The 25,260-nt window shown below is 65.8% G+C and carries 23 protein-coding genes and 1 tRNA gene; 10 read left to right on the top strand and 14 right to left on the bottom strand.

What is annotated here, in order from left to right:
* Positions 1–42 precede the first annotated feature (42 nt).
* Complete coding sequence (locus AC1ME3_RS03950; protein WP_480954943.1) at positions 43–669, bottom strand: TetR/AcrR family transcriptional regulator; 627 nt, start codon at positions 667–669, stop codon at positions 43–45.
* Between the two features lie 105 nt (positions 670–774).
* On the opposite strand from AC1ME3_RS03950, the gene AC1ME3_RS03945 reads away from it, so the two are divergent.
* Together AC1ME3_RS03945 and AC1ME3_RS03940 are read left to right on the top strand one after the other, a co-directional pair.
* The gene (locus tag AC1ME3_RS03945; RefSeq protein WP_480954942.1) at positions 775–1,977 is read left to right on the top strand and encodes an MFS transporter; all 1,203 of its coding nucleotides are present in this window, start codon (positions 775–777) and stop codon (positions 1,975–1,977) included.
* Positions 1,978–2,011: 34 nt separating this feature from the next.
* Complete coding sequence (locus AC1ME3_RS03940; protein WP_480954941.1) at positions 2,012–3,025, top strand: zinc-dependent alcohol dehydrogenase family protein; 1,014 nt, start codon at positions 2,012–2,014, stop codon at positions 3,023–3,025.
* Between the two features lie 149 nt (positions 3,026–3,174).
* On the opposite strand, the gene AC1ME3_RS03935 is transcribed toward AC1ME3_RS03940, so the two are convergent.
* Complete coding sequence (locus AC1ME3_RS03935) at positions 3,175–3,687, bottom strand: hypothetical protein (RefSeq protein WP_480954940.1); 513 nt, start codon at positions 3,685–3,687, stop codon at positions 3,175–3,177.
* 493 nt (positions 3,688–4,180) lie between these two features.
* A tRNA-Thr gene (locus AC1ME3_RS03930) sits at positions 4,181–4,255 on the bottom strand.
* Between the two features lie 89 nt (positions 4,256–4,344).
* Between AC1ME3_RS03930 and AC1ME3_RS03925 the strand changes: the two genes are divergently transcribed.
* Positions 4,345–4,482, top strand: a complete 138-nt coding sequence (locus tag AC1ME3_RS03925; RefSeq protein ID WP_480954939.1) for a hypothetical protein — start codon at positions 4,345–4,347, stop codon at positions 4,480–4,482.
* On the opposite strand, the gene AC1ME3_RS03920 is transcribed toward AC1ME3_RS03925, so the two are convergent.
* Positions 4,475–6,274 (bottom strand): aminopeptidase P family protein, encoded by a 1,800-nt coding sequence (locus tag AC1ME3_RS03920; protein ID WP_480954938.1) that lies wholly within the window; start codon positions 6,272–6,274, stop codon positions 4,475–4,477. The genes AC1ME3_RS03925 and AC1ME3_RS03920 overlap by 8 nt on opposite strands.
* A 466-nt stretch (positions 6,275–6,740) precedes the next feature.
* Between AC1ME3_RS03920 and AC1ME3_RS03915 the strand changes: the two genes are divergently transcribed.
* Entirely contained in the window at positions 6,741–8,795 is a 2,055-nt protein-coding gene (locus AC1ME3_RS03915; RefSeq protein WP_480954937.1) for a S9 family peptidase, read from the top strand.
* Positions 8,792–9,184, top strand: coding sequence for an acyl-CoA thioesterase (locus AC1ME3_RS03910; protein WP_480954936.1), 393 nt, complete (start codon positions 8,792–8,794; stop codon positions 9,182–9,184). The genes AC1ME3_RS03915 and AC1ME3_RS03910 overlap by 4 nt, the downstream gene beginning before the upstream one ends.
* A 112-nt stretch (positions 9,185–9,296) precedes the next feature.
* On the opposite strand, the gene ppc is transcribed toward AC1ME3_RS03910, so the two are convergent.
* From ppc to AC1ME3_RS03895, 3 genes are all read right to left on the bottom strand, one after another.
* Positions 9,297–11,972, bottom strand: coding sequence for a phosphoenolpyruvate carboxylase (gene ppc / locus AC1ME3_RS03905; RefSeq protein WP_480954935.1), 2,676 nt, complete (start codon positions 11,970–11,972; stop codon positions 9,297–9,299).
* Between the two features lie 105 nt (positions 11,973–12,077).
* Positions 12,078–12,452 carry an EF-hand domain-containing protein gene (locus tag AC1ME3_RS03900; protein ID WP_056065595.1) on the bottom strand — a complete coding sequence of 125 codons (375 nt, stop codon included), beginning with the start codon at positions 12,450–12,452 and terminating at the stop codon, positions 12,078–12,080.
* Positions 12,453–12,477: 25 nt separating this feature from the next.
* The gene (locus AC1ME3_RS03895) at positions 12,478–13,044 is read right to left on the bottom strand and encodes an HNH endonuclease (protein ID WP_056052248.1); all 567 of its coding nucleotides are present in this window, start codon (positions 13,042–13,044) and stop codon (positions 12,478–12,480) included.
* Positions 13,045–13,133: 89 nt separating this feature from the next.
* On the opposite strand from AC1ME3_RS03895, the gene gluQRS reads away from it, so the two are divergent.
* The gene (gene gluQRS / locus AC1ME3_RS03890) at positions 13,134–13,967 is read left to right on the top strand and encodes a tRNA glutamyl-Q(34) synthetase GluQRS (RefSeq protein WP_480954934.1); all 834 of its coding nucleotides are present in this window, start codon (positions 13,134–13,136) and stop codon (positions 13,965–13,967) included.
* 311 nt (positions 13,968–14,278) lie between these two features.
* On the opposite strand, the gene AC1ME3_RS03885 is transcribed toward gluQRS, so the two are convergent.
* Positions 14,279–14,629 carry a DUF3147 family protein gene (locus tag AC1ME3_RS03885; RefSeq protein ID WP_480954933.1) on the bottom strand — a complete coding sequence of 117 codons (351 nt, stop codon included), beginning with the start codon at positions 14,627–14,629 and terminating at the stop codon, positions 14,279–14,281.
* 83 nt (positions 14,630–14,712) lie between these two features.
* On the opposite strand from AC1ME3_RS03885, the gene AC1ME3_RS03880 reads away from it, so the two are divergent.
* The 4 genes from AC1ME3_RS03880 to egtD all read left to right on the top strand — a co-directional run bounded on the left by AC1ME3_RS03880 (position 14,713) and on the right by egtD (position 17,970).
* On the top strand, positions 14,713–14,943 hold the full coding sequence (locus AC1ME3_RS03880; protein WP_056052241.1) for a twin transmembrane helix small protein: 231 nt from the start codon (positions 14,713–14,715) through the stop codon (positions 14,941–14,943).
* Between the two features lie 148 nt (positions 14,944–15,091).
* Entirely contained in the window at positions 15,092–15,676 is a 585-nt protein-coding gene (locus tag AC1ME3_RS03875) for a cob(I)yrinic acid a,c-diamide adenosyltransferase (protein ID WP_480954932.1), read from the top strand.
* Positions 15,677–15,724: 48 nt separating this feature from the next.
* Complete coding sequence (gene egtB / locus AC1ME3_RS03870; RefSeq protein ID WP_480954931.1) at positions 15,725–16,993, top strand: ergothioneine biosynthesis protein EgtB; 1,269 nt, start codon at positions 15,725–15,727, stop codon at positions 16,991–16,993.
* Positions 16,993–17,970, top strand: a complete 978-nt coding sequence (gene egtD / locus AC1ME3_RS03865; protein ID WP_480954930.1) for an L-histidine N(alpha)-methyltransferase — start codon at positions 16,993–16,995, stop codon at positions 17,968–17,970. The genes egtB and egtD overlap by 1 nt, the downstream gene beginning before the upstream one ends.
* 20 nt (positions 17,971–17,990) lie before the next feature.
* On the opposite strand, the gene AC1ME3_RS03860 is transcribed toward egtD, so the two are convergent.
* From AC1ME3_RS03860 to AC1ME3_RS03835, 6 genes are all read right to left on the bottom strand, one after another.
* Positions 17,991–18,677, bottom strand: a complete 687-nt coding sequence (locus AC1ME3_RS03860; RefSeq protein WP_480954929.1) for a FadR/GntR family transcriptional regulator — start codon at positions 18,675–18,677, stop codon at positions 17,991–17,993.
* Complete coding sequence (locus AC1ME3_RS03855; RefSeq protein ID WP_480954928.1) at positions 18,674–19,420, bottom strand: helix-turn-helix transcriptional regulator; 747 nt, start codon at positions 19,418–19,420, stop codon at positions 18,674–18,676. The genes AC1ME3_RS03860 and AC1ME3_RS03855 overlap by 4 nt, the downstream gene beginning before the upstream one ends.
* A 67-nt stretch (positions 19,421–19,487) precedes the next feature.
* Positions 19,488–20,780, bottom strand: a complete 1,293-nt coding sequence (locus AC1ME3_RS03850; protein WP_480954927.1) for an MFS transporter — start codon at positions 20,778–20,780, stop codon at positions 19,488–19,490.
* Positions 20,777–22,177 carry an FAD-binding oxidoreductase gene (locus AC1ME3_RS03845; protein ID WP_480954926.1) on the bottom strand — a complete coding sequence of 467 codons (1,401 nt, stop codon included), beginning with the start codon at positions 22,175–22,177 and terminating at the stop codon, positions 20,777–20,779. The genes AC1ME3_RS03850 and AC1ME3_RS03845 overlap by 4 nt, the downstream gene beginning before the upstream one ends.
* A 4-nt stretch (positions 22,178–22,181) precedes the next feature.
* Entirely contained in the window at positions 22,182–24,362 is a 2,181-nt protein-coding gene (locus tag AC1ME3_RS03840) for a TonB-dependent receptor (protein ID WP_480954925.1), read from the bottom strand.
* Positions 24,363–24,491: 129 nt separating this feature from the next.
* On the bottom strand, positions 24,492–25,253 hold the full coding sequence (locus AC1ME3_RS03835) for an SDR family NAD(P)-dependent oxidoreductase (protein ID WP_480954924.1): 762 nt from the start codon (positions 25,251–25,253) through the stop codon (positions 24,492–24,494).
* Between the last annotated feature and the right edge of the window lie 7 nt (positions 25,254–25,260).

The raw sequence follows: 25,260 nt of genomic DNA, 5'->3' as shown, positions 1-25,260 counted from the left end.
GCTGTAAAGGTTCTTGAGCGTCCAAGCGCGGGTCGATCAGAACTACGAATGGCTGGTCGGGGAAATGTGGCAGCGATCTCCCCACGCGGCCATCGCGTACTTGATCCCCGCGCGAATTGCGTTTGCCGCGACGCCGTCGCGTGCCTGTATCGAGATGCCCAGCACCAACCCGTCATACAGCGCGACCAGCCCCGCCACATCGGCAGCGGGGTCGAGATCGCCGGAGATCACACCAGCGGTAATACACCGATGCAAGGCCTGCCGTGTAACCTCGCGTTCCGAGCGCGTCAGTGCCTGGGTCGACGCACTTGCCGCGGACGAAATCGTTGCCGATAGCGTGACCATGCAGCCCTGTGGATGCGCGAGATCGGTCTGCACCGCGACCGAGCCCAGCAACGCCTGTTCGAGCCGTGCGCGGGGTGGCAACCGTTCGTCGTCGAGTGCGTCGACGATGCTGCCATGCCGATCGAGATATCGCGCAAGCGTTTCCCGATACAGCGCTTCCTTCGAACCGAACGCCGCGTAGAAACTCGCCGACGAGATGTCACCCATCGCGTGGCGAAGGGTCAGCAACGACGCGCCCTCATACCCGTGCTCCCAGAACAGGTGCATCGCGCTGTCCAGCGCCGCATCCAGGTCGAAACCACGCGGTCGTCCGCTCCGTGCCATAAGTCTCCGCTCCAAGCGTTGTGGATTAATCGATGCACTATTCGTTGACAAGCCGCCCTCGGTCGTCGACTGAACCGGATCAGTCGATCCAGAAGTGAGTATTCCGTGCGCCCAAACCATAGTCCGACCGACGCCGGGGCGAGCGAAACGCTGCCGATCTCCGCGCTATTGGCGCTGGCGATGACCGGCTTCACCGCGATCCTGACCGAGACGCTGCCTGCCGGTCTGTTGCCGCACATGGCAGCGGGACTGGACGTATCGGAGTCGCTCGCCGGGCAGACGGTGACGGTCTATGCGGTCGGGTCGCTGCTCGCGGCGATCCCGCTCACGCTGTACACGCAAGGTTGGCGTCGCAAGCCGACGCTGCTGGTCGCGATTGTCGGTTTCCTGATCTTCAATTGCGTGACCGCGGTATCGACCTCTTACGCGCTGACGCTGGTCGCGCGGTTCATGGGTGGGGTCGCGGCGGGGCTCGGCTGGGGAATCATTGCCGGCTATGCGCGGCGGATGGTCGTCGCGCCCTTGCGCGGCAAGGCGTTGGCGATCGCGATGGTCGGTACGCCGCTGGCGCTGTCGATCGGTGTTCCGCTGGGGGCGATGCTGGGCACCACGCTCGGCTGGCGCATGGCGTTCGGGCTGATGTCGATCACGACGCTGGTCCTGATTGGCTGGGTGCTGTGGCAGGTGCCGGATTTCCCCGGACAGCCGGCGGAACAGCGACTGTCGATCGCGCGCGTTTTCCGCACGCCGGGCGTACGGACCGTGCTCGTCACGCTGTTCGCGTGGATCACGGCGCATAATATCCTCTATACTTATATCGCGCCGGTAGCCGCGTTATCGGGTGTGCAAGGCCGGCTCGACCTCGTTCTGCTCGGGTTTGGCGTGGCCGCGCTCGTCGGAATCTGGGTGACGGGCGTGCTGATCGACCGGGCGTTGCGACCATTGATACTCGTCAGCCTTACGGCATTTGCGGCGGTATCGCTGGCGTTCGGACTGTTTGCGGCCAACCCCGTCGTGACGATTGCGGCGACGATCCTGTGGGGCCTGTCGTTCGGCGGCGCGGCGACGCAACTCCAGACCGCGCTGGCCGATGCCGCGGGCGACGGCGTCGATCTGGCGAACGCGATGCTGACAACGACGTGGAATGCTGCGATCGCCGCAGGCGGGATCGTCGGCGGCGTTATGCTCGACCATCTCGGCGCCAGTTCGCTAGCCTGGGCCGTGCTGGCGCCGACGTTGCTGGCGCTCGTAATCGCATCGCGCGCCCACCGCCACGCCTTCAAGCCCGGTCCACGGGCATTCGATTGATGTGCCGGTCGTGCGCCTAACTCAGGAGACTTCGATGAAAGCTTATCAAATTGGCGCGCAGGACGGGATCGACGCGCTCGTCGCGACGACCCTGCCCGAGCCCGCCGCTGGCCCCGGCGAAGCGCTGGTCGCACCGCGTCTCGTCGGGCTTATCAGCCGCGACGTGCAACTGTTACGCGGTACTTACGGTCCTCGCCAGCCTGAGACCCGCATCCCGATGTCCGAAGGCGTCGGCGAGGTCGTCGCGATCGGGGAGGGCGTGACCGAGATCGCCGTCGGCGACCGCGTTGTCTGCGGCCATTTCGCAAGCTGGCTGGACGGCGCGTTCCGGCCGGACGTTTTCGCGCATGATATCGGCATCACGCACGACGGCTGGCTGGCCGAGCGCATCGTCCTGCCCGCGGCGGCGCTCATCCGGGTGCCCGATACGCTGGCCGATGCCGATGTCGCGGGGCTTGCGTCCGCGGCGCTGACGGCCTGGAACGCGCTGGTCGAGATCTGTGACGTCGAGGCGGGCGACACCGTCCTGTGCCTCGGCACCGGCAGCGTCTCGCTGGCCGCGCTGAAGATCGCCAAGGCGCGCGGTGCGCGGGTCGCGATCACCTCGTCCCACGATGCGAAACTCGAGACGGCGCGGACGCTCGGCGCGGACATCATTGTCAACTACCGGACGTCCCCCGATTGGGCAGCCGAGGTGATTGCAAAGACGGACGGCAAGGGCGCCGACATCGTGATCGAAACCGGCGGCGCCGATACGCTGGGCCAGTCGATCGCCGCGTGCGCAGCCAATGCGCGGATCATCGTCGTCGGCGTGTCGCCGGGCGAGGGGCCGGCGATCCCCGATTATCTGTCGCTCATCGTCAAGAACGTGACGCTCCGCGGTATCGCCAACGGCAGCCGCGCGATGTTCGTAGACCTGCTCAACGCGATGGTGGCGGACGGCATGACGACAGTCGTCGACCGGACCTTCGCCTTCGACGACGCACCGGACGCCGTCCGCTACTTCGCCGCCGCCGGCCATTTCGGCAAGGTGATGATCGCGTTCTGATCGTGCGCCGTCGCTAGAGCTTCAATGGCGCCGAGCACCTAGCTCAAAAGTTCAGGTGCCCCGCGTCGTAGTACCCGGCATGTCAGCTACGTGGCGCATGCCTGTAAAACGGCTCGCCGTGGACAACGGATCAGGCAAGGCAGCGTGCACTAGAGTTGTTGAGACAAGTACGGTCCGGCGCGAATCCGGCGGCCGAACGTGCGATGGGGCGCGAAACCGCAGTCATATCGGACAGGGTTCGCGAGATGCGGATGTTCGCTGTGGTCGCCGACCGATGGTTTAGCAGTCATGTTTAGCGCGGCAATCTCAAGAGCGAGAGCGACATCGACAATGTGCTTCGGCGTGACCTCGGGCCGGCATTCTCGAATAAGTCGATCGACGAGATCATCAAGTACGGTGTGTCCATCCGTGTCGCCGATCAGCACGCTGAGCTTGGGATGAAATACTCCTGTCGAGCAGGCGACGGGTTCGATCTCGTAGTCCCGACCAGCCCGGCGCGCTCCCTGCTCACTGAGACCAGCGCATATGCCTTCCGGGTCGGCAAGGATCAGTGCTTCGCGACCACCGCCGCGCAGCAGCGCGTCCAGCAGCACCGCCTCGAAGAACGAGAGGCTGAGCGCGAAGGTCGTGAAAACAGCCCGCTTCCACGGCGCAGCTGCCACCAGATCAAGTGATTCACGCGTGTTCCCCGCAGGAAGAGTCCGGACGAGCGATCAGGTTATCGCCGGTGGGGTTCACGGGCTAGGGCTTGATAGTCCAGCCGCTACAGCCTTCAACGCAATTGCGAATCGCGCCACGTCTCCGTGGTAACCCCTCGTTTGAGACGTGCGTTATCCCAACGAAGCTGACAAGCACCGGGTCGTCGTTGAGACAAGGCGATGGTCTCACTGATGCAGGCCTCGGTCCGCCTGACTTCCGGTGACCCGTGTTCCGAATGTCACATCGGGATGATCCCTAGCGCAGCTGTAAAACAAAAATTTGTGAGTGCGGCGTCTGTCGATTTCTAGCTGGGCTCTCACAGCGGCAATTGCTCACTCGTCGCAAACGTCCAACGCCTCGCCGCATACCTAAGGACTGCCGGATGCCGGTACTGAGTGACCCAATGGTGACCCAGTCAAACGACTTAGGGCGTTTCCGCCCTAAGTCATTGAAAACTGGTGCTGCCGGTGAGGATTGAACTCACGACCTCAGCCTTACCAAGGATGCGCTCTACCACTGAGCTACGGCAGCACTCGCTGGCATCGCTGCCGGCGGAGTGGCGCTAAGAGACGAGGGCGGCGCGGTTGTCAAGGCATCGCGGCCCGATATAGGGCGTATTTATGGACGATCGGGATCGGAAGGCGGCGGAGAAAGCCGAGCGCATGGCCGGCGCGCTGCGCGAGAATCTGCGGCGGCGGAAGGCGCAGGCGCGTGCCGTCGGGGCTGCGCCTGCGATCAAGGACGAGCCTTCTAGCTGAGCGGCGCGCACTTGGCGGTGAGCCAGGCGCGATCCTCCGCGTCGGTCATTTCGGGGGTCAGGACCGCCAGCACCTGCGCGTGATAATCGTCGACCCATTGGCGTTCTGCCGCGGTCAGCAGCGTCGGCTCGATTAGCGTTCGCTCGATCGGGCAGAAGGTGAGCGTCTCGAAGCCGAGCATCTCGCGGTCGGCGCCGGGGATCGTGCGGGGTTCGATCAGGATCAGGTTCTCGATCCGGATGCCGTATTCGCCGGCCTTGTAATAGCCGGGCTCGTTGGAGAGCATCATGCCGGCGCGCAACGGCTCCATCGCCGCGCCGCCGGGGTAGTTGGGCGAGGCGATCCGCTGCGGGCCTTCGTGGACCGCGAGATAGGCGCCGATGCCGTGGCCGGTGCCATGCGCGAAATCGAGGCCGGCTTCCCAGAGCGGACGGCGCGCGAAGGCGTCGATCTGGCCGCCCATCGTGCCGTCGGGGAAGACCGCGGCGGCGATGCCGATATGGCCCTTCAGGACGCGCGTGAAGCGGTCGCGCATCTCTTCGGTCGGTTCGCCGATCGGCATGACGCGGGTGACGTCGGTGGTGCCGTCCGCATATTGGCCGCCGGAGTCGATCAGGTAGAGCTGACCCGGTTCGATCGGCGCGCTGGATTCCTCGGTGACGTGGTAGTGCGGGATCGCGCCGTGCGGGCCGGTCGCGGAGATCGTGTCGAACGATGTGTCCTTCAGGACGCCGGTCTGTTCGCGGAAGGCTAGCAGCTTGGCGGCGGCGCTGAGTTCGGTCTGGCCGCCCTTCACGCACTCGGTCTCGACCCAGCGGAGGAAGCGCGCGAGCGCGGCGCCGTCGCGGGCGGACGCGGCGCGGTGGCCGGCGATCTCGACCGGGTTCTTGATCGCCTTGGCGAGGACGACGGGGTCGCGGAGGGGGAGGATCTTCGCGCCGCCGGCCTGGAGTGCTTGCGTGATTGCAGCGACGGCGCGCTCGGGATCGGCGGCGACGCGCTTGCCGGCATAGGTGGCGAGGGCTGCGGCGAACGCGCTGCGGTCGTGGAGGCGGACCGCGTTGCCGAGATGCTGGCGTACCGCGTCGTCGAGCTTGTCGGGGGCGACGAACAGGTCGGTCGTGCCGTCCGCGCTCACGATCGCGTAGGACAGCGCGACGGGGGTGTGATCGACGTCGCCGCCACGGACGTTGAGTGCCCAGGCGATCGAATCGAGTGCGGTGAGGACGACCGCGTCGGCGTTCTGCTCGGAGAGCCAGTCGGCGATCTTCGCGCGCTTTTCGGCGGAGGAGGCGCCGGTGAACTGGTCGGGCTGGACGGTGAGCTTGGCGGGCGAGGGGGCGGGGCGGTCGGTCCAGATCGCGTCGATGGGGTTGGCGTCGACCGCTACCAGCGTTGCGCCGCGGTCGGCGAGAGCCGTGGTGGCGTCCGCGACCCAGGTGCCGGTGTGGAGCCACGGGTCGTAGCCGATCCGGCCGCCTTCGGGGGCGTGCTTGGCAAGCCAGGCGGCGGGGCTGGTCTGGGGGACATCGGCATAGTTCCACTGCGCGCCGTCGACCTGTTCGCGGACCTGGATGGTGTAGCGGCCGTCGGTGAAGATCGCCGCGCTGTCGGCGAGGACGACGGCGGTGCCGGCCGAGCCGCCGAAGCCGGTTAGCCAGGCGAGGCGCTGCGCGTAGCCGCCGACATATTCGCTCATGTGTTCGTCGGTGAGCGGGATGACGAAGCCGTCGAGGTTTTGGGTGGCGAGTTGGGTGCGGAGGGCAGTGAGGCGGTCGGTCAGCGGGGGCATGTCTTGGGTCTCTCGTTGGGGCCGAAGTTCACAAAGTTCACAGTCTGGCGAGGTTGCGATGCGCGTCCCGTTGGTATTGCAGCGGGGTTTGCCGGGTGATGCCGGGCGTTGTGGCAGAAACGCGGTTTGTAGGACAGCGGCGAGGGGCGACACCTCGCCGGACGCACGTTCGCTGGACTAGCAACCGACTCTACCGACCCCTTGTTCTCCCGCGAAGGCGGGAGCCCAGTCTGGGTCCCCGCCTTCGCGGGAGAACAGGATTGGTGGACGGTCGCTCACACCAATCACCACCCCGGCGGAGGCCGGGGCCCAGTTGGGGGACGGTTGTAACGGAGGACTGTGCGCCGTTACTTCGACCTTTCCAACTGGGCCCCGGCCTTCGCCGGGGTGGTGGTTGTGGCGGGGATCGGTTCTTCCCAATGCCACAGCGTTTGGCTTACACCCGCGGCACGGCTAACACACCCGCATGACCACGCCCCCCATCGCCGAACAGCGCCCGCACAGCTTCACCACGCATGGCGTGACGATCGAGGATCCCTATGCGTGGCTGAAGGATCCGAACTATCCGGAGGTCGATGACGCCGATGTGCTCGCGTATCTCGCTGCCGAGAATGTGTATTTCGAAGAGCAGATGGCGCCGCACGAAGCGCTTACCGACACGATCTACGAAGAGATGAAGGCGCGCATCAAGGAGGACGAATCCTCGGTGCCGCAGAAGGATGGCGATTGGCTGTACTGGACCGCGTACGAGACCGGCGGGCAGTACAAGAAATGGTGGCGGAAACCCGTTGCGGGTGGTGACGACGAGCTGTTGCTCGACGAGCCGGCGCTGGCGGAGGGGCACGAGTATTTCCGGCTCGGCGCGTTCTCGATCAGCAATGACGGGCGCTATCTCGCTTATGCGATCGACGACAATGGGAGCGAGCGGTTCGAGGTTCGGGTCAAGGATTTGGATACCGGCGAGCATCTGCCCGACGTGATCCCGGGGATGCTCAGCGAGATCGTCTGGACCGCGGACGATGCGGGCTTCCTGTACGGTCTGGCGAACGAGCAGTGGCGGACCGACAATGCGCGGTTCCACCGGTTGGGGACGCCGATCTCCGAGGACGTCGTGCTGTTCCACGAAGAAGACGAGGGTTTTCGCGTCGGTGTCGGCGAGACGAGTTCGCGCAAGTGGATCGTGATCGCGACCAGCGACCATGTGACGAGCGAGCTGTATCTGCTGCCTGCGCACGAGCCTCTGGCGGTGCCGATCCTGGTTTCGGCGCGGAAGGTGGGCCGCGAATATGACGTGGACGAGCATGACGGGACGCTGTTCATCCATACCAACGACGTCGATCCGAATTTTCGGCTGTGCACCGCGCTGATCGAGGAGCCGGATGCGTGGAGCGAGCTGATTCCGGCGAGCCCGCATTTCTACATGACCGGGGTCGAGTGCTATCAGGACTTCTTCGTCGTCGATGGGCGCGAGGACGGTCTCGATCAGATCGCGATCCACCGGTACGAGACGCCGACCGAGGGCAAGCGGATCGACTTCCCCGAAGCGAGCTATGTCGCTGGGCTGGGGGATAATCCCGAATACGACATGACGGTGTTGCGGCTTGGGTATGAGTCGATGGTGACGCCTGGCACCGTGTACGACTATGACGTCGATACCGGTGAGCGGACGATGCTCAAGGTGCAGGAGATTCCGAGCGGGTATGACGCGGCGAAATACGCGACCGAGCGGCTCAAGATTACCGCGCGGGACGGGACGGAGATCCCGGTCTCGATCGTGTATCCGGCCGGGTTCGTTCGCGATGGGTCGGCGCCTTTGTTCCTCTATGCGTATGGCGCGTACGGCTATGCGATTCCGCCGGGCTTCTCGACGGGCCGCATGAGCCTGCTCGATCGCGGGTTCGCCTATGCGATCGCGCATATCCGTGGCGGCGACGATCTGGGCCAGCAATGGTATCTGGATGGCAAGCTGGAGAAGCGCGCGAACACGTTCAACGATTTCGTCGATGTGGCGAAGGCGCTGGCCGACGCGCAGTGGACGTCCGCGGGCAAGATCGCGATCGCGGGGCGGTCTGCCGGTGGCGAGCTGATGGGCGCGGTGGTCAATTCCGATCCCGAGCTGTGGGGCGCGGTGATCGCGGACGTGCCGTTCGTCGACGTGCTGAACACGATGCTCGACGAGAGCCTGCCGCTGACGCCGGGCGAGTGGCCGGAATGGGGCAATCCGATCGAGGATGAGGCTGCGTTCAAGCTGATCCAGTCGTATTCGCCGTATGACAACGTGAAGGCGCAGGCTTATCCGCCGATGTTCATCAGCGGCGGGCTCAACGATCCGCGCGTGACCTATTGGGAGCCGGCGAAGTGGGCGGCGAAGCTGCGGCTGATGAAGACCGACGATAACGTGCTGTTGCTCAAGACCAACATGGGCGCGGGGCATGGCGGCAAGTCGGGGCGGTTCGAGTCGCTGCGTGAGGGCGCGGAGGAACACGCGTTCGTGCTGTGGCAGCTGGGCGTCGCGGGGTGAGCCGGTTCACGCTCTCGATCACCGCGCAGGACGCGGATATCGACGAGCTTGGGCATGTGAACAATGCGGTCTGGGTGCAGTGGATCCAGGCCATCGCGACGGCGCATTGGGAGGCCGTGGCGCCACCTGAGCACAAGCTGGCGTATGTGTGGGTCGTGACGCGGCATGAGATTGATTACCGCGGGAGTGTCGTTTCGGGGGAGACCGTTGTTGGTGAGACTTGGGTCGAGGGCGCGCCGAAGGGGGCTCGGTTCGATCGGCATGTTCGGTTTGTCGGGGATGACGGGCGGGTTAAGCTGGAAGCGGTGACGACCTGGGCTTTGCTGGATCGGGGGACCGGGCGGTTGATGCGGGTGCGCGAGGATGTCGCCGCGCCGTTTTATTCGTAATTCCCCTCTCGCTTGCGGGAGGGGTTAGGGGAGGGCGCGACGTACGTACTGGCGCCCGGTCGATGGGGCACGCCCCTCCCCCGACCCCTCCCGCAGGCGGGAGGGGAGCAGATTAGCCGCTGTTTCGCAGGGCGGTGGCGATGGCGTTGATGGATAGGAGGATGCCTTCGCCTATCCGCGGGTCGTCCTCGCCTGCGCGGCGGCGTTTGATCAGTTCTATCTGGAGAAGGTTGAGCGGCTCGATATACGGCAGGCGGAGGCGGATCGAGGCGTCTAGGGCGGGGTGCTTTTCTAGCAGGCGGGACTGGCCTGTTACCGCGAGCAGGCCGTCGTGGGTCTGGTGCCAGCCGTCGCGGATCGTGGTGAAGATCTCGCGGAGCTTGGCGTCCTCGACGAGCCCGGCATAGCGTTCGGCGATACCGATGTCGGACTTGGCTAGCACCATCTCCAGGTTCGCCAGCGCGGAGGCGAAGAGCGGCCAGCCCTGCGCCATGTCCTTCAGCAGCGCCTTGTCCTCGAAATCGGCGATCGCGCGGCCGACGCCGTACCAGCCGGGGAGCATGACTCGTGCTTGTGCCCAGCTGAACACCCAGGGGATCGCGCGGAGGTCTTCGATGCGGTCGGACTTGGTGCGGCTGGCGGGGCGGCTGCCGATCTTGAGGCCGGCGATCTCGGCGATCGGGGTCATCTGGCGGAAGAAGGTGCGGAAGCCCTCCGTGCCATAAACCAAGTCGCGGTAGCTGTGGAATGCGGTGTCGCTGAGCTTGTCCATTGCCGCAGAGAAGCTTGCGTTGTCGGCATTGGAGAGGCGTTCGGGTTCGAGGCTTGCGAGCAACATGGCGGAGGCGATTGCTTCGAGATTGGTCATCGCGGCGTCGCGCGTGCCGTATTTGGCGGCGATGACTTCGCCTTGCTCGGTGATGCGGATGCGGCCCTGGACGGTGCCCGAGGGCTGCGCGCGGATCGCGCGGAAGGCGGAGCCGCCGCCGCGGCCGACCGCGCCGCCGCGGCCGTGGAACAGCTGCATGCCGACGCCGGCGGCTGCGAAGACGGGTTTTAGCGCGGTCGAGGCTTTCGAGAGCTGCCAGGTGGAGGTGAGGTAGCCGCCGTCCTTGTTGCTGTCCGAATAGCCGATCATCACTTCCTGATGGCCGCGTGCCTTGGAGATGGTGGCGATCTCGGGGAGCGCGAACCAGGCGGACATGACGGCGGGGGCGGCTTCGAGATCGCCGATCGTCTCGAACAAGGGCACGGCCATGATCGCCGCGGTCGGGGTTTCGCCGGGGCGGTAGAGGCCGACTTCCTTGAGCAGGAGGTTCACTTCGAGCAGGTCGCTGACCGACTGCGCCATCGAGACGATGTAGTTGGTGATGCACGCCGGGCCGTAGGCGGCGTGCGCGTCGGCGGCGGCCTGGACGATCGCGAGTTCGCCGGCGGTTTCTTCGGAATATTCGGCGAAGCGCGAGGTGAGCGGGCGGGCGTTGGCGAGTTCGCGGCCGAGCAGCGCGACGCGGGCGTCTTCGTCGAGCGCGAGGTAATCGTCCTCGACGCCGGCGACTTTCAGCAGTTCGGCGACGACGCGTTCGTGGACGGCGCTGTTCTGGCGAAGGTCCAGGGTGGCGAGGTGGAAGCCGAACGTCTCGACCGCGCGGATCAGCGGGCCGAGCGCGCCGCCGGTCTTCAGCGCGATGCCGAGGCCATGCGCGAGCGTGACGAGGTCCGCGCGGAAGTCGGCGGGGTTGGCGTAGGGTTCGCCGACGAGCCGGCCGGGGCGGGGGGCGTGCTTGCCGGTGAGTGCGTCGTGCGTCGCGGACAGCCGGGCGTAGATGCCGGAGAGCGCGCGGCGGTAGGGCTCGTCACTGCGGCTGGCGGCGTCGTCGCCGCTGGCGTCGGCGAGCGCCTGCACCGCGGCGTCGGCGGGCGCGTGCTCGGTCGAGATCGAGAGTTCGGCGCCGAGCGCGTGTACGGCGTCGCAATAATAGCCGAGCACGGCCTCGCTCGCCTTCGCTAGCGCGGTCTTGAGCGAATCGGCGGTGACGTACGGGTTGCCGTCGCGGTCGCCGCCGATCCAGCTGCCGGGGCGCAGGAAGCTCGGCGTGCGTTCGCCGAGGGCGCGGTCCCAGCGCTGGTAGAGCGCGGGGAGCGCTGGGAGGAACACGTCGCGCAGGTAGCTAAGCGCGGTGTCGACCTCGTCGGTGACGTAGAGGCGGTCGCGGCGCAGGACGCGCGTCTGCCAGAGCAGCGCGATCTGGCGGAGGATCGCGTCGTCGACGCTGTCGCCGTCGGGCGTGGTGTCGCGGCCGAGATCGCGCAGGCCCATTAGCTCGGCGATGCGGTTGCGGTGGTCGATCATGCTTTTGCGGCGGACTTCGGTCGGGTGCGCGGTGAGCACGGGGGCGATCAGCGCGTGGTCGAGCAGCGTGCGGATCTGGGCGCGGTCGATGCCTTCGGGTTCGAGCTGGGCGATCGCGGAGGCGAGATCGGCGCCGTCTTCCGCGGCGATGCCCTGGCGGTCTTCGGCGAGGTTGGCGAGCATCGAGAAGAGCATGAAGCCGCGGACGAAATCGAGCGTCTCGTCGAGGCTGAGCTTTTCGAGGCTGAGATCGACGGCGCGATCGTCGCCGGGCTTGCCTTCGGAGGCGTCGCGGTGGCGTTCGACCGATGCTTTTCGGATCGTCTCGGTGGCCGCGAACAGACGCTCGCCGCCATAGGCGCGGATGACGTCGCCGAGCAGTTTGCCAAGAAAACGGATGTCGGAATTGTTCGCGATTGCGGGGAGGCTTGCCATGATTCCCTGCTGCGCTGCGGCAGGGATCAGGTCAACCGTGAACGCTAGGCGACACGCTTAAATAGTCGCCCCGACGGACCTCGGAGCGACAGATTGTTGCAGCGATCAGCGCTTCCGCGACTCCGCCCGCTCTTCCGACGTGACCGTGCCGTCATGGTTCAGGTCCATTCTGTCGAACCAGGCGAGCGTGCCTTCGCTCCATTCGATCGCGGTGATGACACCGTCCTTGTTGCGGTCGAACGCCTTGATGCGGGCATTCGGCGAGGGGAGTTCGTCCTTGGTGACCCGATCGTCGCCGTTGCGGTCGAGCGTGCGGAAACGCCGTTCCATGCTGGCGCCGAAGTCGAGCCGCGAGGTCACCGAGGGCGGCACGAAGCCGACCGCGTTGGCGTCGGCCTGCGCGCGCTGCTCGTCCTTGTTGCCGCACGCGGACACCAGAATTCCCGTCGCGGCGAGCGCCGCTACCAGTTTCACCTGCATAGAATCTCCCGTCGTATCGATGCCGTCAGGCCTCGAGTTCGATGTCCCAGTACAGCCAGTCGTGCCACGTGTCGTGCAGGTAGTTGGGTGGGAAGCTGCGGCCGTGTTCCTGGAGGTGCCAATTGGTCGGGCGGATCGCCTCGATATGCAGCGGCATCGCCGCCTGTTTCGGCGTGCGGCCGCCCTTTTTGAGGTTGCAGGGCGAGCAGGCGGTGACGACGTTCTCCCACGTGGTACGACCGCCTTGCGCGCGCGGCACGACATGGTCGAAGGTGAGATCGCGCAGCTTGCCGCAATATTGGCAGGTGAACTTGTCGCGCAGGAACAGATTGAAGCGGGTGAAGGCGGGAAATTGCGACGGTCGGACGAACTGCTTGAGCGCGATCACCGAGGGCAGCTTCAGCGCGAAATTGGCGCTGCGGACTTCGCGTTCATAGGTGGCGACGATGTCGACCCGGTCGAGGAAGACAGCCTTGACCGCGGTTTGCCACGGCCAGACGCTGAGCGGATAGTAGGAAAGCGGCGTATAATCGGCATTGAGCACGAGCGCCGGACAACCATCCGGGTGACGCATCAGATCGGGGTGAAACACGGCTCCTCCCACTCAGGCTTCGCAGAGCGCCCTATGGACGACAGCGATGACAGCGGCATGACAGCACGCCGCGTGGCGGTCGGTCAAGCATGCTGAGCGACGGACCGGTCGTAACGCGGTTCGCGCCGAGCCCGACGGGGCGGTTGCACCTGGGCCATGCGGTCTCGGCGATCCGCGCGCACGATTACGCGCGGGAGCGGGGCGGGCGGTTCCTGCTGCGGATCGAGGATATCGACGGGACGCGGAGTCGGCCTGAGTTCGTCGCTGGGATCTTGGAGGACCTGGCTTGGCTCGGGCTGCGATGGGATTTGCTGGTGTTCCAGTCGGAGCGGCTGGCTACGTATGACGCTGCGCTGGAGCGGCTGAAGGCGCGCGGGCTGGTTTACCCCTGTTTCTGTACGCGGGCGGAGATCGCGGCGAGTGCCTCTGCGCCGCAGGGGGATGTCGGGCCGGTCTATCCGGGCACGTGTCGCCGTTTGAGCGCGGAGGAGGTCGCTGCGCGGGGGGATGTGGCGCATTGCTGGCGGCTCGACATGGCGGAGGCTGTGGCGATTGCCGGCGTGCTCTCGTGGCACGATGCGATTGCGGGAACGGTTGTCGCCGATCCGTTGGCGCAGGGGGACGTCGTGCTGGCGCGGAAGGATGCGCCGGCGAGTTATCATCTGGCGGTGACTCTGGATGATGCGGCGCAGGGGGTGACGGACGTGGTGCGCGGGGTGGACCTGTTCGCGGCGACGGACGTGCACCGGGTGTTGCAGGCTTTGCTGGGGTTGGCGGTGCCGCGCTATCATCATCATCCGATGATTGTGGATGCGGCGGGGCGGCGGTTGGCGAAGCGGGATGGGGCTTTGTCGCTGGCGGAGATGCGGGCTGCGGGGGAGGATGGGGTGGCGTTGGCGGCTCGGGTACGGAGTGGGGGATGATGGCGATCGGCTAGCGGGGGCCGGGTGAGCGCATGACCGGATTGGTGCCAATATCCTTCGAACACGGTGCGGTCGCCAACACAGCGCAGCCTGCACTTCCTTGTTCTCCCGCGAAGGCGGGAGCCCAGTCTGGGTCCCCGCCTTCGCGGGGAAACAAGGAGGAGGGTACGACGCCTGTAACGTGCCACCACCCCGGCAGAGGCCGGGGTCCAGTTGGGGGACGTTGCAACTGAACGCTGCGCTTCGTTATTGCGACCTTTCCAACTGGGCCCCGGCCTTCGCCGGGGGGGCTTTTGCTTGTATGGGATGCGCTAAAGCTCGATCCCCAACCTCGGCGCGGCCCACGTCATCGCCGCGTACAGCGCGATCGTCAGCACGCATCCCGCCACCAGCGACACCCAGAACGACGCACCCTGCCGAAGCATCGCCGGGATCAGCAGGAACATCGGCAGCGACGGCAGCACGTACCAGAACGTCGCGCCGGCATGCGCGGCCATCGTCCGCGGGTCGGGCTTGTCGTGCCAGAGCCAGATCATGCCGAGCACCGACACCAACGGCAGCGACGCGACGAGCGCGCCGAAGCCGGGGTAGCGCTTGGCGATTTCCGAGGCGGCGGCGATAAGTATGCCGGAAATCAGGGCTTTCAGCGTCAAGTATAACATGCAGCATTTGCACGCATCACGAAGGGTTCCGCAACACTGCTACAGCCATTGCTAGCAGCATCTGGTGCGCTTACATTCCTCTCATGAACACATTCCTCGTCATCCTCCTGATCGCGGCGATGATCGCGACCGTCGTGGCCCTGGTGCGGGGCGTCGTGTCGTTCCTGCAGGAGGGGACGGCGCAGGTCCGCGACGGCAACGGCCCGAGCGCGGCGTCGCTCAAATCGAATCGGATGATGCAGCAGCGGATCTTTTTCCAGGCGCTGGCGATCCTGATCGTGGTGGTGATCCTGTTCGCGGCGGGGCGGAACTAGGGTCTGACGCGCTTTCCTAATTACCGTCATTCCAGCGCAAGCTGGGATTTCGATGTTAGGCGGATGTCGCGAGCCACGAGGGATACCCCAGCTTTCGCTGGGGTGACGGGTTTGTGGCAAAGCATGGTCGGGCAGAAGGAATCGGCCGATGGTCAAGCTCAACAAGATCTACACGCGAACGGGTGACGACGGCACGACGGGGCTGGTCGACGGATCACGTGTGTCGAAGGCCAGCGCGCTGATGCAGGCGATCGGCGATGTCGACGAGGCGAACTCCGCGATCGGCGTGGCGGTGGTGGCGCTCGGCGACGATCCGCTCGCCGTGGCGCTGGAGCGGATCCAGAACGACCTGTTCGATCTTGGTGCCGACCTTGCGACGCCTGCAACCGACGACGGATTTGCACCGTCCGAGATGGTGTTGCGGATCGTGCCGGCGCAGGTCGAGCGACTCGAGCGCGAGATCGATGCGATGAACACGCACCTTGCGCCCTTGCGGAGCTTCATCCTGCCGGGCGGGTCGCCGCAGGCCGCCGCACTGCATCTGGCGCGGGCGATTTCGCGGCGCGCGGAGCGATCCGCGGTCGCGGCGACGCACGATATGCCGCTGAATCCCGCGGCATTAGCGTATGTTAACCGGCTATCGGATTTCCTGTTCGTGGCGTCGCGGGCGGTGAACCAAAACGGGGCCGGCGACGTTCTATGGCGACCGGGGGCTACGCGCGCGCAGGCGTGATCGGCGTTCGAGCGTTGCGGTGCTTGGCGACGCATTGAAGGATAATCGATGCCGCAGCCTGTTCGTCCAGATATCACTCCCGCTCATTCGTCGGATTTGAGTGAGCGTTTTTCCGCCGTACGCGCGCTGACGCTGGCGCTCGCCGCGCCGCTGTCGGATGCAGATGCGACGGTGCAGTCGATGGACGACGTGTCGCCGACCAAGTGGCATCTGGCGCATACGACGTGGTTCTTCGAGACCTTCGTGTTGCGTGATCACGTCGCTGGCTATGCGCTGCATGACGAGCGTTTTCCGTTCCTGTTCAACAGCTATTACGAGGCCGAGGGGCGGCGCCATGCGCGCGATCGGCGCGGGATGGTGACGCGGCCGTCGCTCGACGAAGTGCGGGCGTATCGTGCGCATGTCGATGCGGCGTTGCTCGATGCGCTGCCTGGGTTGTCGGCGGATGCGCAGGCGTTGGTTGCGCTCGGGTGTCATCACGAGGAGCAGCACCAGGAATTGCTGGTGACGGACATCCTCCACATGTTTTCCGAGAACCCGCTGGAACCGGCGATGTGGCCGGCGGCGCGGAAAGTGCCGGTCGAGATGCCGGGGTCGATCGGCTGGATCGCGCGCGAGAGCGGGATCGTCGAGGTCGGGCATGACGGCGACGGGTTCGCGTTCGACTGCGAGGGACCGCGTCACGCCGCCTTGCTGGTACCGCATGCGATCGCCGACCGGACCGTGACGAACGGCGAATGGGCGGCGTTCATTGCCGACGGTGGCTACACTGAAGCGCGGCATTGGCTGGCGGATGGTTGGGCGTGGGTGAGGGCCGAGGGCATCGTCGCGCCGCTGTATTGGGAACAGGGCGAGGCGGGCTGGACGCGGTTCGGGCTCGACGGCCGACGCGCGATCGATCCGGCGGCACCGGTGACGCATGTGAGCTTCTTCGAGGCAGACGCGTATGCGAGCTGGGCTGGTGCACGGTTGCCGACGGAGTTCGAATGGGAGGCGGCGGCGGCGTCGCATGATGCGCGCGGCGGCAACCAGATGGACGTCGCGGGGCCGGTCGAGCCTCGGCCTGCGGCGAATGGCCCGGCATTTTTCGGCGATGTCTGGGAATGGACCGGCAGCGCGTACCGCCCGTATCCCGGGTTCGTGACCGCGGCCGGCGCCGTTGGTGAGTATAACGGCAAGTTCATGAGTTCGCAGTTCATCCTGCGCGGTGGCAGTTGTGCCACGCCGCGTGGCCATGCCCGGCCGAGCTACCGCAATTTCTTTTATCCGCACCAACGGTGGCAGTTCACCGGCGTGCGTCTCGCGAAAGATATCTGATGTTGAAGCCTGAGATCGAGGACGGCCAGCAGACGCTCGCCGACCCGCAATTCCGCGCGGACGTGCTGGACGGCCTTGCGCGGCGCCCGCGGGCTATCCCGGCGCGCTGGTTCTACGACCGGCGCGGCTCGGAACTCTTCGAGAAGATCACCGACCTGCCCGAATATTATCCGACGCGGACCGAGCGCTCGATCCTGGAGACGGCCTGTCCCGAGGTGGCGACGTTAGCGGGAGCAGGGCGTGCGGTTGTCGAGTTCGGCTCCGGGTCGTCGACCAAGACGCCGATCCTGCTCGATGCCGTAGCGCCGTCGGTTTACGTGCCGATCGACATCTCGGGCGATTTCCTACGCGAGTCGTCGAAGGTGCTGGGCGATCATTTCCCCGACCTGCTGGTACTGCCGTTCGAGGCGGACTTTATGCGGCCGTTGAGTTTGCCGAAGACAATTGCAGATACGCCCAAGCTGGGGTTTTTTCCGGGGTCGACGATCGGCAATATGATCCCGTTGATGGCGGTCGACCTGTTGCGCGCGATGCGGTCTTCGCTCGGCGTGGGTGCAATGCTGTTGATCGGGATGGACCGGATCAAAAGCGAGGACGTGCTGGTGCCCGCGTATGACGATGCGCAGGGCGTGACGGCGGCGTTCAACCTGAACCTGCTCGAGCGGATCAACCGCGAACTGGACGGCGATATCCCGGTCGACGCGTTCCGGCACAAGGCGGTGTGGAACGACGATCGCGCACGGATCGAGATGCATCTGGAGGCGGTGCGCGATGTCGCGTTTTCGGTCGACGGGCGGCCGTTCGAGATAACGGCAGGCGAGACGATCCACACCGAGAACAGCCACAAATATGGCGCGCGCGATGCACGGATCCTGCTTCGGTCAGGCGGATGGACGCCGATCGCGGCGTGGACCGACCCCGAGGGCTTGTTCGGCGTGTATCTCGCCGAGGCTCAGGTGGAGCGGCCGGCGCCGTGATGGTCGCCGGCATGCGGAGGTCACGCGGCGGTAGATAATATCGCGCTGATCGAATTATCGAAATGCGCCTCCATCAGTAGGGTGGCGGCTTTCGGGGCCCGGTCTGCAATCGCCTCGGCAATGTCCTCGTGAACGCGGAATACCGTAGCGCGCTCCGTATCCGTTTCCCGCGTATCCCACGCAGTTGGGACGGCGATCCGCATCAGCTGTTCGAACGAGCGGACGATCTGGTGGAACAGCGCGTTGCCCCCTGCGCGAGCGATCGCTTGGTGGAACGCGATGTCATGGCCGATGAGCCGATCCAGATCGTTCGCGTGAAACGCCATTTGCCGGGCATGATCGATAATCGTTCTCGCGTCGTCGTCGCTGCGATGGTCCGCGGCCAGAGCGGCAGTACGCAATTCCAGCGTGCGGCGGACATCCCAGACTTCGGTCGTAGTGACCTGTGCGGTAGCGACGGCGTGGTCGATCGAGGCGGCCATCACCGAACCGTCGATCGCGCCGACCCGCGCCTTGCGACCGTTGCCGACGTCGATCAGGCGGAGCGCGGCGAGCGCACCGAACGCTTCGCGCATGACGGCGCGGCTGACGCTGAGCTCAGTGGCGAAGTGCCCCTCGCCGGGCAGGGTGTCGCCGACTTTCAGGTCATGGTCCCGGATATGCGCGCGAACGCGGCTGACGGCCTGATCGACCAGCGAAACGCTCATGCCGCAAGCCGGGTGTTGCGAAGCTGGGTCGGGGCCTGACCGAAGCGACGGGAGAAGGCACGCGTGAAGCTCGCATTGTTGAGATAGCCGCATTTATAGCCGATCGCCGACACCGGCAGGTCGGTCGCCAGCAGCAACTGGCGAGCGCCGCCCAGCCGGCGGTCGGCAATCGCATCGGCAACGCTCATCGCGAACATCGATCGGAAGCCGCGTGTCAATTGCGCGCGGTTGATCCCGCATGCGCGCGAGATCGTCTCGAGCGTCAGCTTCTCGTTCCAGCGCTTGTCGATCAGGTCGCGGGCGGCAGCGATGCGGCGTGCCTCTGATGCGGTCAGCATACCGGTTCCGTCGGCCGGAATCATGCTCCCGTCACCAAGCTGTTCAAAGGTGACGCAGAGGAGCTCGATGCTTTTCGCGACGCGCAACGTCGCCGCGGCGAGGCCGGTGAGGCGACAGTCGCGGACCGCTAGCGCGATGCTCCGCATCTCGCTCGGCATGTGCCACGTCGCAGCCGTGTCGGGCAACATGCCGAACGTGCGCACGCAGGCCTCACGCTTCACGACGAACACGATGTCAGCTGCTGCGAAATCGTCACCGGCACCGGCATCCATGTGGAACGCGCAGATCGCCGGGGAGAATAGGTAGCTGAAACCAACGGACGTTTCGGGCCAGTCCTCGCGCGGGACCATCCCGTCGCCGATGAAGGCGATCATTTCTGGCGATACGTCGATTCGTGCTTTCATGATGCCTCTCTCCCGGTTTCCAGGTAGAGGGGCATCATAACCTATCCGATAGCTGGTGCAAGGGCTTTCAGATAGGTCCGGCCATTGCCGACACGGGGGCGCGTCGCATCGCGATGAAGAAGGCGATCGTCGACAGCAGGCTGGTGAGGATGCCGATCGTCGCCAGACCCTGATCGAGATGGCTTTCGCCGCCGTAAAGGCTGCTCGCGGCGGCGACCAACGTGGGTGCGACGCCGAAGCCGATCAGTCCGGCGATGGCGATGAACGCGCCGATGCACAGCCCGCGAAGCTCGTTGGGGATCAATACGGTCAGCGCGACCGACGTCACGACACCGGTCGCCGCGCCGCAGAGCAGCAACGTGCCGAGCGCTGCGGCGAAGACCGGCACGGACGGCGCGATCGGGAACAATGCGGCGGGGATACCGACGGCCGCCGCGATTACCGCGCCGATCAGGAGACCACCACGCCGTCCGCTCTTCTGGCCCCAGTCCGCCGACAGCCCGCCGAAGATCGCGCCGAGCAAGCCGGCGAAGAAGATCAGCGGTCCCATCCAATAGGCGACCTGATCAGGTTGCAAGTGGAAGCTGCGCGAGAGGACCGGCGCGGCCCAGATCGCCGCGGCGGCATCGGCCATGACGACGCCGACCTGGCCAATGAACAACGGTAGCAGGAATGTCCGGCGTGCCCAGAGCTCGCCTGCGACGACGCGGAACGGAGCGTGCGTACTGGCGGCGACCTCCTGGCGGGCAGGTTCGCGTAGCAGGAACAGCGGTATCATCAGGACGGCGGCGAGGATGCCGAGCATGAGGTGCGCGCTGCGCCACGGTGCCGCGTGCCAGAACCAGTCGGGCGCGCCGCCATGCGCGATCATCCCGAACAATATGCCGGTCAGCCCGAACGCCATCGCCTGGCCAAGTGACTTGCCGAGATTGATGATGAGCAGCGCGCGGCCACGCTGGGTCGGCGCACACAGGTCCGCGCACAGCGACAGCGCGGCGGTCAGCGCACCGGTCGCGCCGATGCCGGTCAGCATCCGCGCGACGAACAAGAGTAGGACGCTGTTTGCGAACGCTGTCAGCACCGTGCCTACGATCACCGTCGCGACGAGAGCGAACATGATCCGGACGCGGTTGTGCCGATCGACCAATATGCCGATCGGGATCGAGAACAGCGCGAGCGGCAAGGCGGCGCTCAATCCCTGGATCAGGCTGAGGCTGTAATCGCTGAGGTGCAGTTCGGCCTTCGCGCCCTCCTGCACGGTACCGAACGAGCCCATCAGCGCGAAGCCGAGCATCATCGCCAGCGCCAGTGTAAACAGCGGCGCGAGCGAGCGGGCGAACGGGGGCGTTGCCGCACTCACAGGCTGAAGATCTTGCCGGGGTTGAACAGGTTCTTTGGATCGAGCGCGCGCTTCAGCACGCGCATCACGTCGACCGCGTCGCCGAGTTCCTTGACCAGCCAGTCCTGCTTGCCGAGACCGATGCCGTGTTCACCGGTACAGGTGCCGTCCATCTCCAGCGCGCGCGCGACAAGCCGGTCGTTGATCGCCTTCACCTCGCGCAGTTCGTCCTGCGAGCTCGGGTCCATCGCGAAGATGACGTGGAAATTGCCGTCGCCGACATGCCCGAGAATGGTCGCAGGCATGCTCGCGCTCGCAAGGTCGTGCTTGGTGGCGGTGATGCACTCGGGCAGGCGGCTGATCGGTACGCACACGTCGGTGGTCCAGCCGACCGCGCCGGGCCGGAGCGCGACGGCGGCGTAATAGGCCTCGTGCCGCGCCTTCCAGAGCTTGGCACGTTCCTCAGGCAAGTTGGACCAGGCAAAATCGCCACCGCCGTTCTCGGCCGCGAGTGCGCTGACCATCTCGACCTGCTCGGCGACGCCGCCGGGCGACCCGTGGAATTCGAAGAACAACGTCGTCACCTCGGGCAGGCCGAGCTTTGACCACGCGTTGACCGCCCGGATCTGCATGTCGTCGAGAATTTCCACGCGGGCGAGTGGCACGCCGACCTGGATCGCCTGGACGACGGTGGTGATCGCGCCCTCCAGGCTTTCGAAGCCGCACACGGCCGACGAGATCATCTCGGGGATCGGATGCAGGCGTAGCGTGACCTCGGTAATGATGCCGAGTGTGCCTTCGCTGCCAACATAGAGCCGCGTCAGGTCGTAGCCAGCCGCGGATTTCCGAGCGCGGCGGGACGTCGTGATGATCTTCCCATCGGGGGTGACGACCTTGAGGCTCAGCACCGCCTCGCGCATCGTGCCGTAGCGGACCGCGTTGGTGCCGCTTGCCCGAGTCGAGGCCATGCCGCCGATCGTCGCGTTCGCGCCCGGATCGATCGGGAAGAACAGCCCGGTATCGCGCAGATGCTCGTTCAGTTGCTCGCGGCGGCACCCGGCCTGTACGGTGCAGTCGAAGTCGTCAGTGTTGACCGCGACGATCTGGTTCATCTCGCCCAGATTGACGCTGACCCCGCCGCGCACCGGTACCGCGTTGCCCTCGATCGAGGTGCCGGCGCCGAACGGCACGATCGGCACGTCGGCGGCGACGCACAGATTGACGAGATCGACCACGTCCTGCGTCGAGCGTGCAAAGACGACCGCGTCGGGAAGCACAACGTCGAAATGTGCCTCGTTCGAGCCATGCTGGCGCAGCATCGCGTCGGTCAGGTGAAGGCTGGTCCCGAACCGGTCTCGCAACCGGTCGAGGAAGGCGGGATCGAGCTCGGCTCGGACGAAGGCGGTATCGAGAAGCATGGGATCAGAACCTGAAGCCGAGGCGGACGCCGATGCGGCGGCGCTCGCCGATGATGCCGAGATCGGAGGCGGGGAGTCCGGCAAGCTGCAACGTCGTCTTTTCGATGTACGCGTCGAAATAGTTCTTCTGCAGCAGGTTGTTGGCGAACACCGCGACTTCGAGCGGCCCGGTGCGATAGGTGATCGCGGTGTTGACCAGCGCATAGCCCTTCAGGAACGTCGGCGTGGTCTGGTTGAGCGTGCCCGCCAGGCGGCGGCCCTTGGCGACGACGCCGCCGGTCAGCGTCACCGAGTCGGTGCCCCCGAGCGGGATGGTGTAGTCACTGTAGATATTGCCGCTGAAGTCCGGCTGGAACGTCAGCCGATCGGACGACAGCAGGCGACCGGTGACCGCGGTGTAGGGCGAAGAGTCCGTGAGGCGTGCGTGGAGGTAGGTGACGCTGCCGTTGATCGACCAGTTCCGGACCGGGCGCACCGTCGCCTCCAGCTCGGCGCCGTAGCTCTCGACGTCGCCGCTGTTGAGGTCGACCGTGACCAACCCGCCACCCGCCGCCGGTGCGATCGAGTTCAGGCCGATATAGTTGGAATAATCGTTGTAGAAGACGTCGCCCGACAGGCTGAACACGCGGTCCGGCGAGACGTATTTCGAGCCGACCTCATAGGTCCAGGCGGAGTCGCCCTTGTAGGTGCGGATCGGCGCGGTCGGGGCGTTGAAGCCGCCGCCACGATAGCCGCGCGCGACCGAGGCGTAGGTCATCAGCTGGCTGGTCCAGTGGCGCGTGATCGACAGCCGTGGCTCGACCTGGTCGGATTTCAGCTTCGCGTTGGTGACGGTGACCGGCAGGTTGGCCGGCCCGACCGAGATCGCGACGTTGCCCTCGGCGCTGCGATCCTCGTGATCGTAGCGCAGGCCCAGCGCGACTTCCCACGCGGGGGACGGCTTCCAGAACAACGTGCCGAACGCGGCATAAGTGTCGGCCTGGGTCGCGTTGTTGGTCAGGCGGGTGAGGTTGGCCGGGACGATCCGCGTCGTGTCGGTCGCGCCGGTGGTCTCGCGGCTGTAAAACAGGCCGACTAGCGAGCTGAATGTGCTGCTGAGCTCGGTATCGAGCCGCGCTTCGACGGTCTTGGTGCGGAGCTTGTCAGTGGTTGTCGAGCGGGCGATGTTGGCGGGGCCGAAGTCGGCGTCAGTGTCGGGCGAGAAGCCGTTGCGCGCGTCGTACGATCCGAGCAGCGTGAACTTCGAATTGATCGCATCGATCGGCGCCTCGAGCCGGGCGCTGAGCCCGCGGTAACGGTATTCGACGCGTGACAGCGCGTTGAACTGGACGATGCGCGAATAATCGGTCGGGCCGGTGACGCGCGAATAGGGCGTGTTCGCGCCGTTCACCCAGTCGTAATAGCCGTTCACCGTCAGCACGACGTCGTCGACCGGCGCGAAACGGATCGTGCCGTTGAGCGAGTCCGTCTTGAACGGGCTGGCATCGGTGCCGAGCAGAGGGTTACGCAGGAAGCCATCCTGCTGACGGTGGCCGGCGGCGATGCGGACCTGCAGCTTGTCCTTGATGATCGGACCGCTGACCGAGGCGGAGGCGAGGATGCTGTCGTCGGGGCCGGCAAAGCTCAAATTGCCACGCGCCTCGACCATGTTCGAAGGCTGGCGGGTGATGACGTTGATCGCGCCGCCCAGCGTGTTCTTGCCGTACAGCGTGCCCTGCGGCCCGCGCAGCACCTCGATCCGGTCGATGTCGAGCAGTGGGTTGTTCAGATACGACGTGTTCGGCTGGTAGATGCCGTTGATGAACAGGCCGACGCCGGGCTGGACCGTCTGCACCAGCGTGACGCCGACGCCGCGGATCGAGACGAACGCGCGACCCGCACCGTCGCTGGTGATGTTCAGGCCGGGCGTCAACGCTGCGGCCTCGCGCACCGAATTGATGCCGCGTTCGGTCAGCGTGTTGCCGCTGATCGCGGTCGCGGCGATCGGCACGTCGAGCAAGGTCTCGGCGCGCTTGCGGGCGGTGACGACGATGTCCTGGTCGCCGGTCTGCGGTGCCGCGGTTGCGGCTTGTCCGGGCGGGGTGGTGGCAGTGGCGTCGGGGGTATTGGCGACCTGAGCCCAGCCGGTCGCGGGCAGCGCGAAGGCAAGTGCGGTGGAGGCAGCAAGCAGGGTGCGAAGGCGCATCGATAATCCTCTCTACGGCTGGCGAGTCTCTGCTCACCTGTCAGAAAGGTTGTGCGCCTAGTCCGACCTATCGGAAAGGATGATCGCTATGCCGATCGGAATCGAGACTTGGCCGGTCGATAGTTCGTTTTACCAGCAGGTATAGCCACCGTCAGCGAGCACGATGCTGCCGGTCATCAGGCTTGCGGCATCGCTCGCGAGGAAGTGGACGACCGAGGCGACCTCTTCTGGTTCGCCGAGGCGACCTTGCGGGGTGCCGTCGATCCAGCGCTTGTACATCGCGCCTTCTTTGTCGGCAAAGGCGTTGAGTGGGGTTGCGATATAGGTCGGCGCGACCGCGTTGACGCGAACGCCGCGCGGCGCCCATTCCGCGGCGAGGCTTTTGGTCAACTGGTGCACCGCCGCCTTCGACGCGTTGTAATAGCTTTGCGGCTGGGGCCGGTTGACGATGAAGCCGGACATCGATCCGACATTGACGATGCTGCCCTTTCCGGCGGCGAGCATATGCTGGCCGAAGGCGCGTGCACACCAGAAGGTGCCGTTGAGATTCACGTCGAGGACGTTGCGCCAGTGTTCGTCGGTGACGTCTTCGGCGGCGGTCTCGCTGCGCGCGATGCCGGCATTATTGACGAGGATGTCGATTACGCCGGCCTGATCGGCGACCTGAGTCACGCGCGCCGGGTCGGTCACGTCGAGGACGACGCCTTCGACGATATGACCTTTTGCACGGAGTGACTCCATCGCGGCGCCGATCGCGTCTGCGTCACGGTCCGCGATCGTGACGCGTGCGCCAGCCTCGGCGAGCGCATCGACGCAGCAATAGCCGATGCCCTGCGCGCCACCCGTGACCAAGGCGGTGCGGCCGTCGAGGCGGAGACGGTCGAGATACATGCAAATG

The organism is Sphingomonas sp. BL2 (assembly GCF_056680015.1).
Note: the sequence above shows the minus strand (reverse complement) of the source record. Positions and strands in the feature narration are given on the sequence as shown.

What these genes read in the sequence shown, in the direction of transcription:
- AC1ME3_RS03845 (WP_480954926.1), bottom strand. Translation starts at nt 22,177, where the DNA reads ATGCTTCTCGATACCGCCTTCGTCCGAGCCGAGCTCGATCCCGCCTTC.
- AC1ME3_RS03880 (WP_056052241.1), top strand. Translation starts at nt 14,713, where the DNA reads ATGAACACATTCCTCGTCATCCTCCTGATCGCGGCGATGATCGCGACC.
- AC1ME3_RS03885 (WP_480954933.1), bottom strand. Translation starts at nt 14,629, where the DNA reads ATGTTATACTTGACGCTGAAAGCCCTGATTTCCGGCATACTTATCGCC.
- AC1ME3_RS03860 (WP_480954929.1), bottom strand. Translation starts at nt 18,677, where the DNA reads ATGAGCGTTTCGCTGGTCGATCAGGCCGTCAGCCGCGTTCGCGCGCAT.
- ppc (WP_480954935.1), bottom strand. Translation starts at nt 11,972, where the DNA reads ATGGCAAGCCTCCCCGCAATCGCGAACAATTCCGACATCCGTTTTCTT.
- AC1ME3_RS03925 (WP_480954939.1), top strand. Translation starts at nt 4,345, where the DNA reads ATGGACGATCGGGATCGGAAGGCGGCGGAGAAAGCCGAGCGCATGGCC.
- gluQRS (WP_480954934.1), top strand. Translation starts at nt 13,134, where the DNA reads ATGCTGAGCGACGGACCGGTCGTAACGCGGTTCGCGCCGAGCCCGACG.
- AC1ME3_RS03900 (WP_056065595.1), bottom strand. Translation starts at nt 12,452, where the DNA reads ATGCAGGTGAAACTGGTAGCGGCGCTCGCCGCGACGGGAATTCTGGTG.
- AC1ME3_RS03840 (WP_480954925.1), bottom strand. Translation starts at nt 24,362, where the DNA reads ATGCGCCTTCGCACCCTGCTTGCTGCCTCCACCGCACTTGCCTTCGCG.
- AC1ME3_RS03920 (WP_480954938.1), bottom strand. Translation starts at nt 6,274, where the DNA reads ATGCCCCCGCTGACCGACCGCCTCACTGCCCTCCGCACCCAACTCGCC.
- AC1ME3_RS03940 (WP_480954941.1), top strand. Translation starts at nt 2,012, where the DNA reads ATGAAAGCTTATCAAATTGGCGCGCAGGACGGGATCGACGCGCTCGTC.
- AC1ME3_RS03950 (WP_480954943.1), bottom strand. Translation starts at nt 669, where the DNA reads ATGGCACGGAGCGGACGACCGCGTGGTTTCGACCTGGATGCGGCGCTG.
- AC1ME3_RS03835 (WP_480954924.1), bottom strand. Translation starts at nt 25,253, where the DNA reads ATGTATCTCGACCGTCTCCGCCTCGACGGCCGCACCGCCTTGGTCACG.
- egtB (WP_480954931.1), top strand. Translation starts at nt 15,725, where the DNA reads ATGCCGCAGCCTGTTCGTCCAGATATCACTCCCGCTCATTCGTCGGAT.
- AC1ME3_RS03855 (WP_480954928.1), bottom strand. Translation starts at nt 19,420, where the DNA reads ATGAAAGCACGAATCGACGTATCGCCAGAAATGATCGCCTTCATCGGC.
- egtD (WP_480954930.1), top strand. Translation starts at nt 16,993, where the DNA reads ATGTTGAAGCCTGAGATCGAGGACGGCCAGCAGACGCTCGCCGACCCG.
- AC1ME3_RS03875 (WP_480954932.1), top strand. Translation starts at nt 15,092, where the DNA reads ATGGTCAAGCTCAACAAGATCTACACGCGAACGGGTGACGACGGCACG.
- AC1ME3_RS03915 (WP_480954937.1), top strand. Translation starts at nt 6,741, where the DNA reads ATGACCACGCCCCCCATCGCCGAACAGCGCCCGCACAGCTTCACCACG.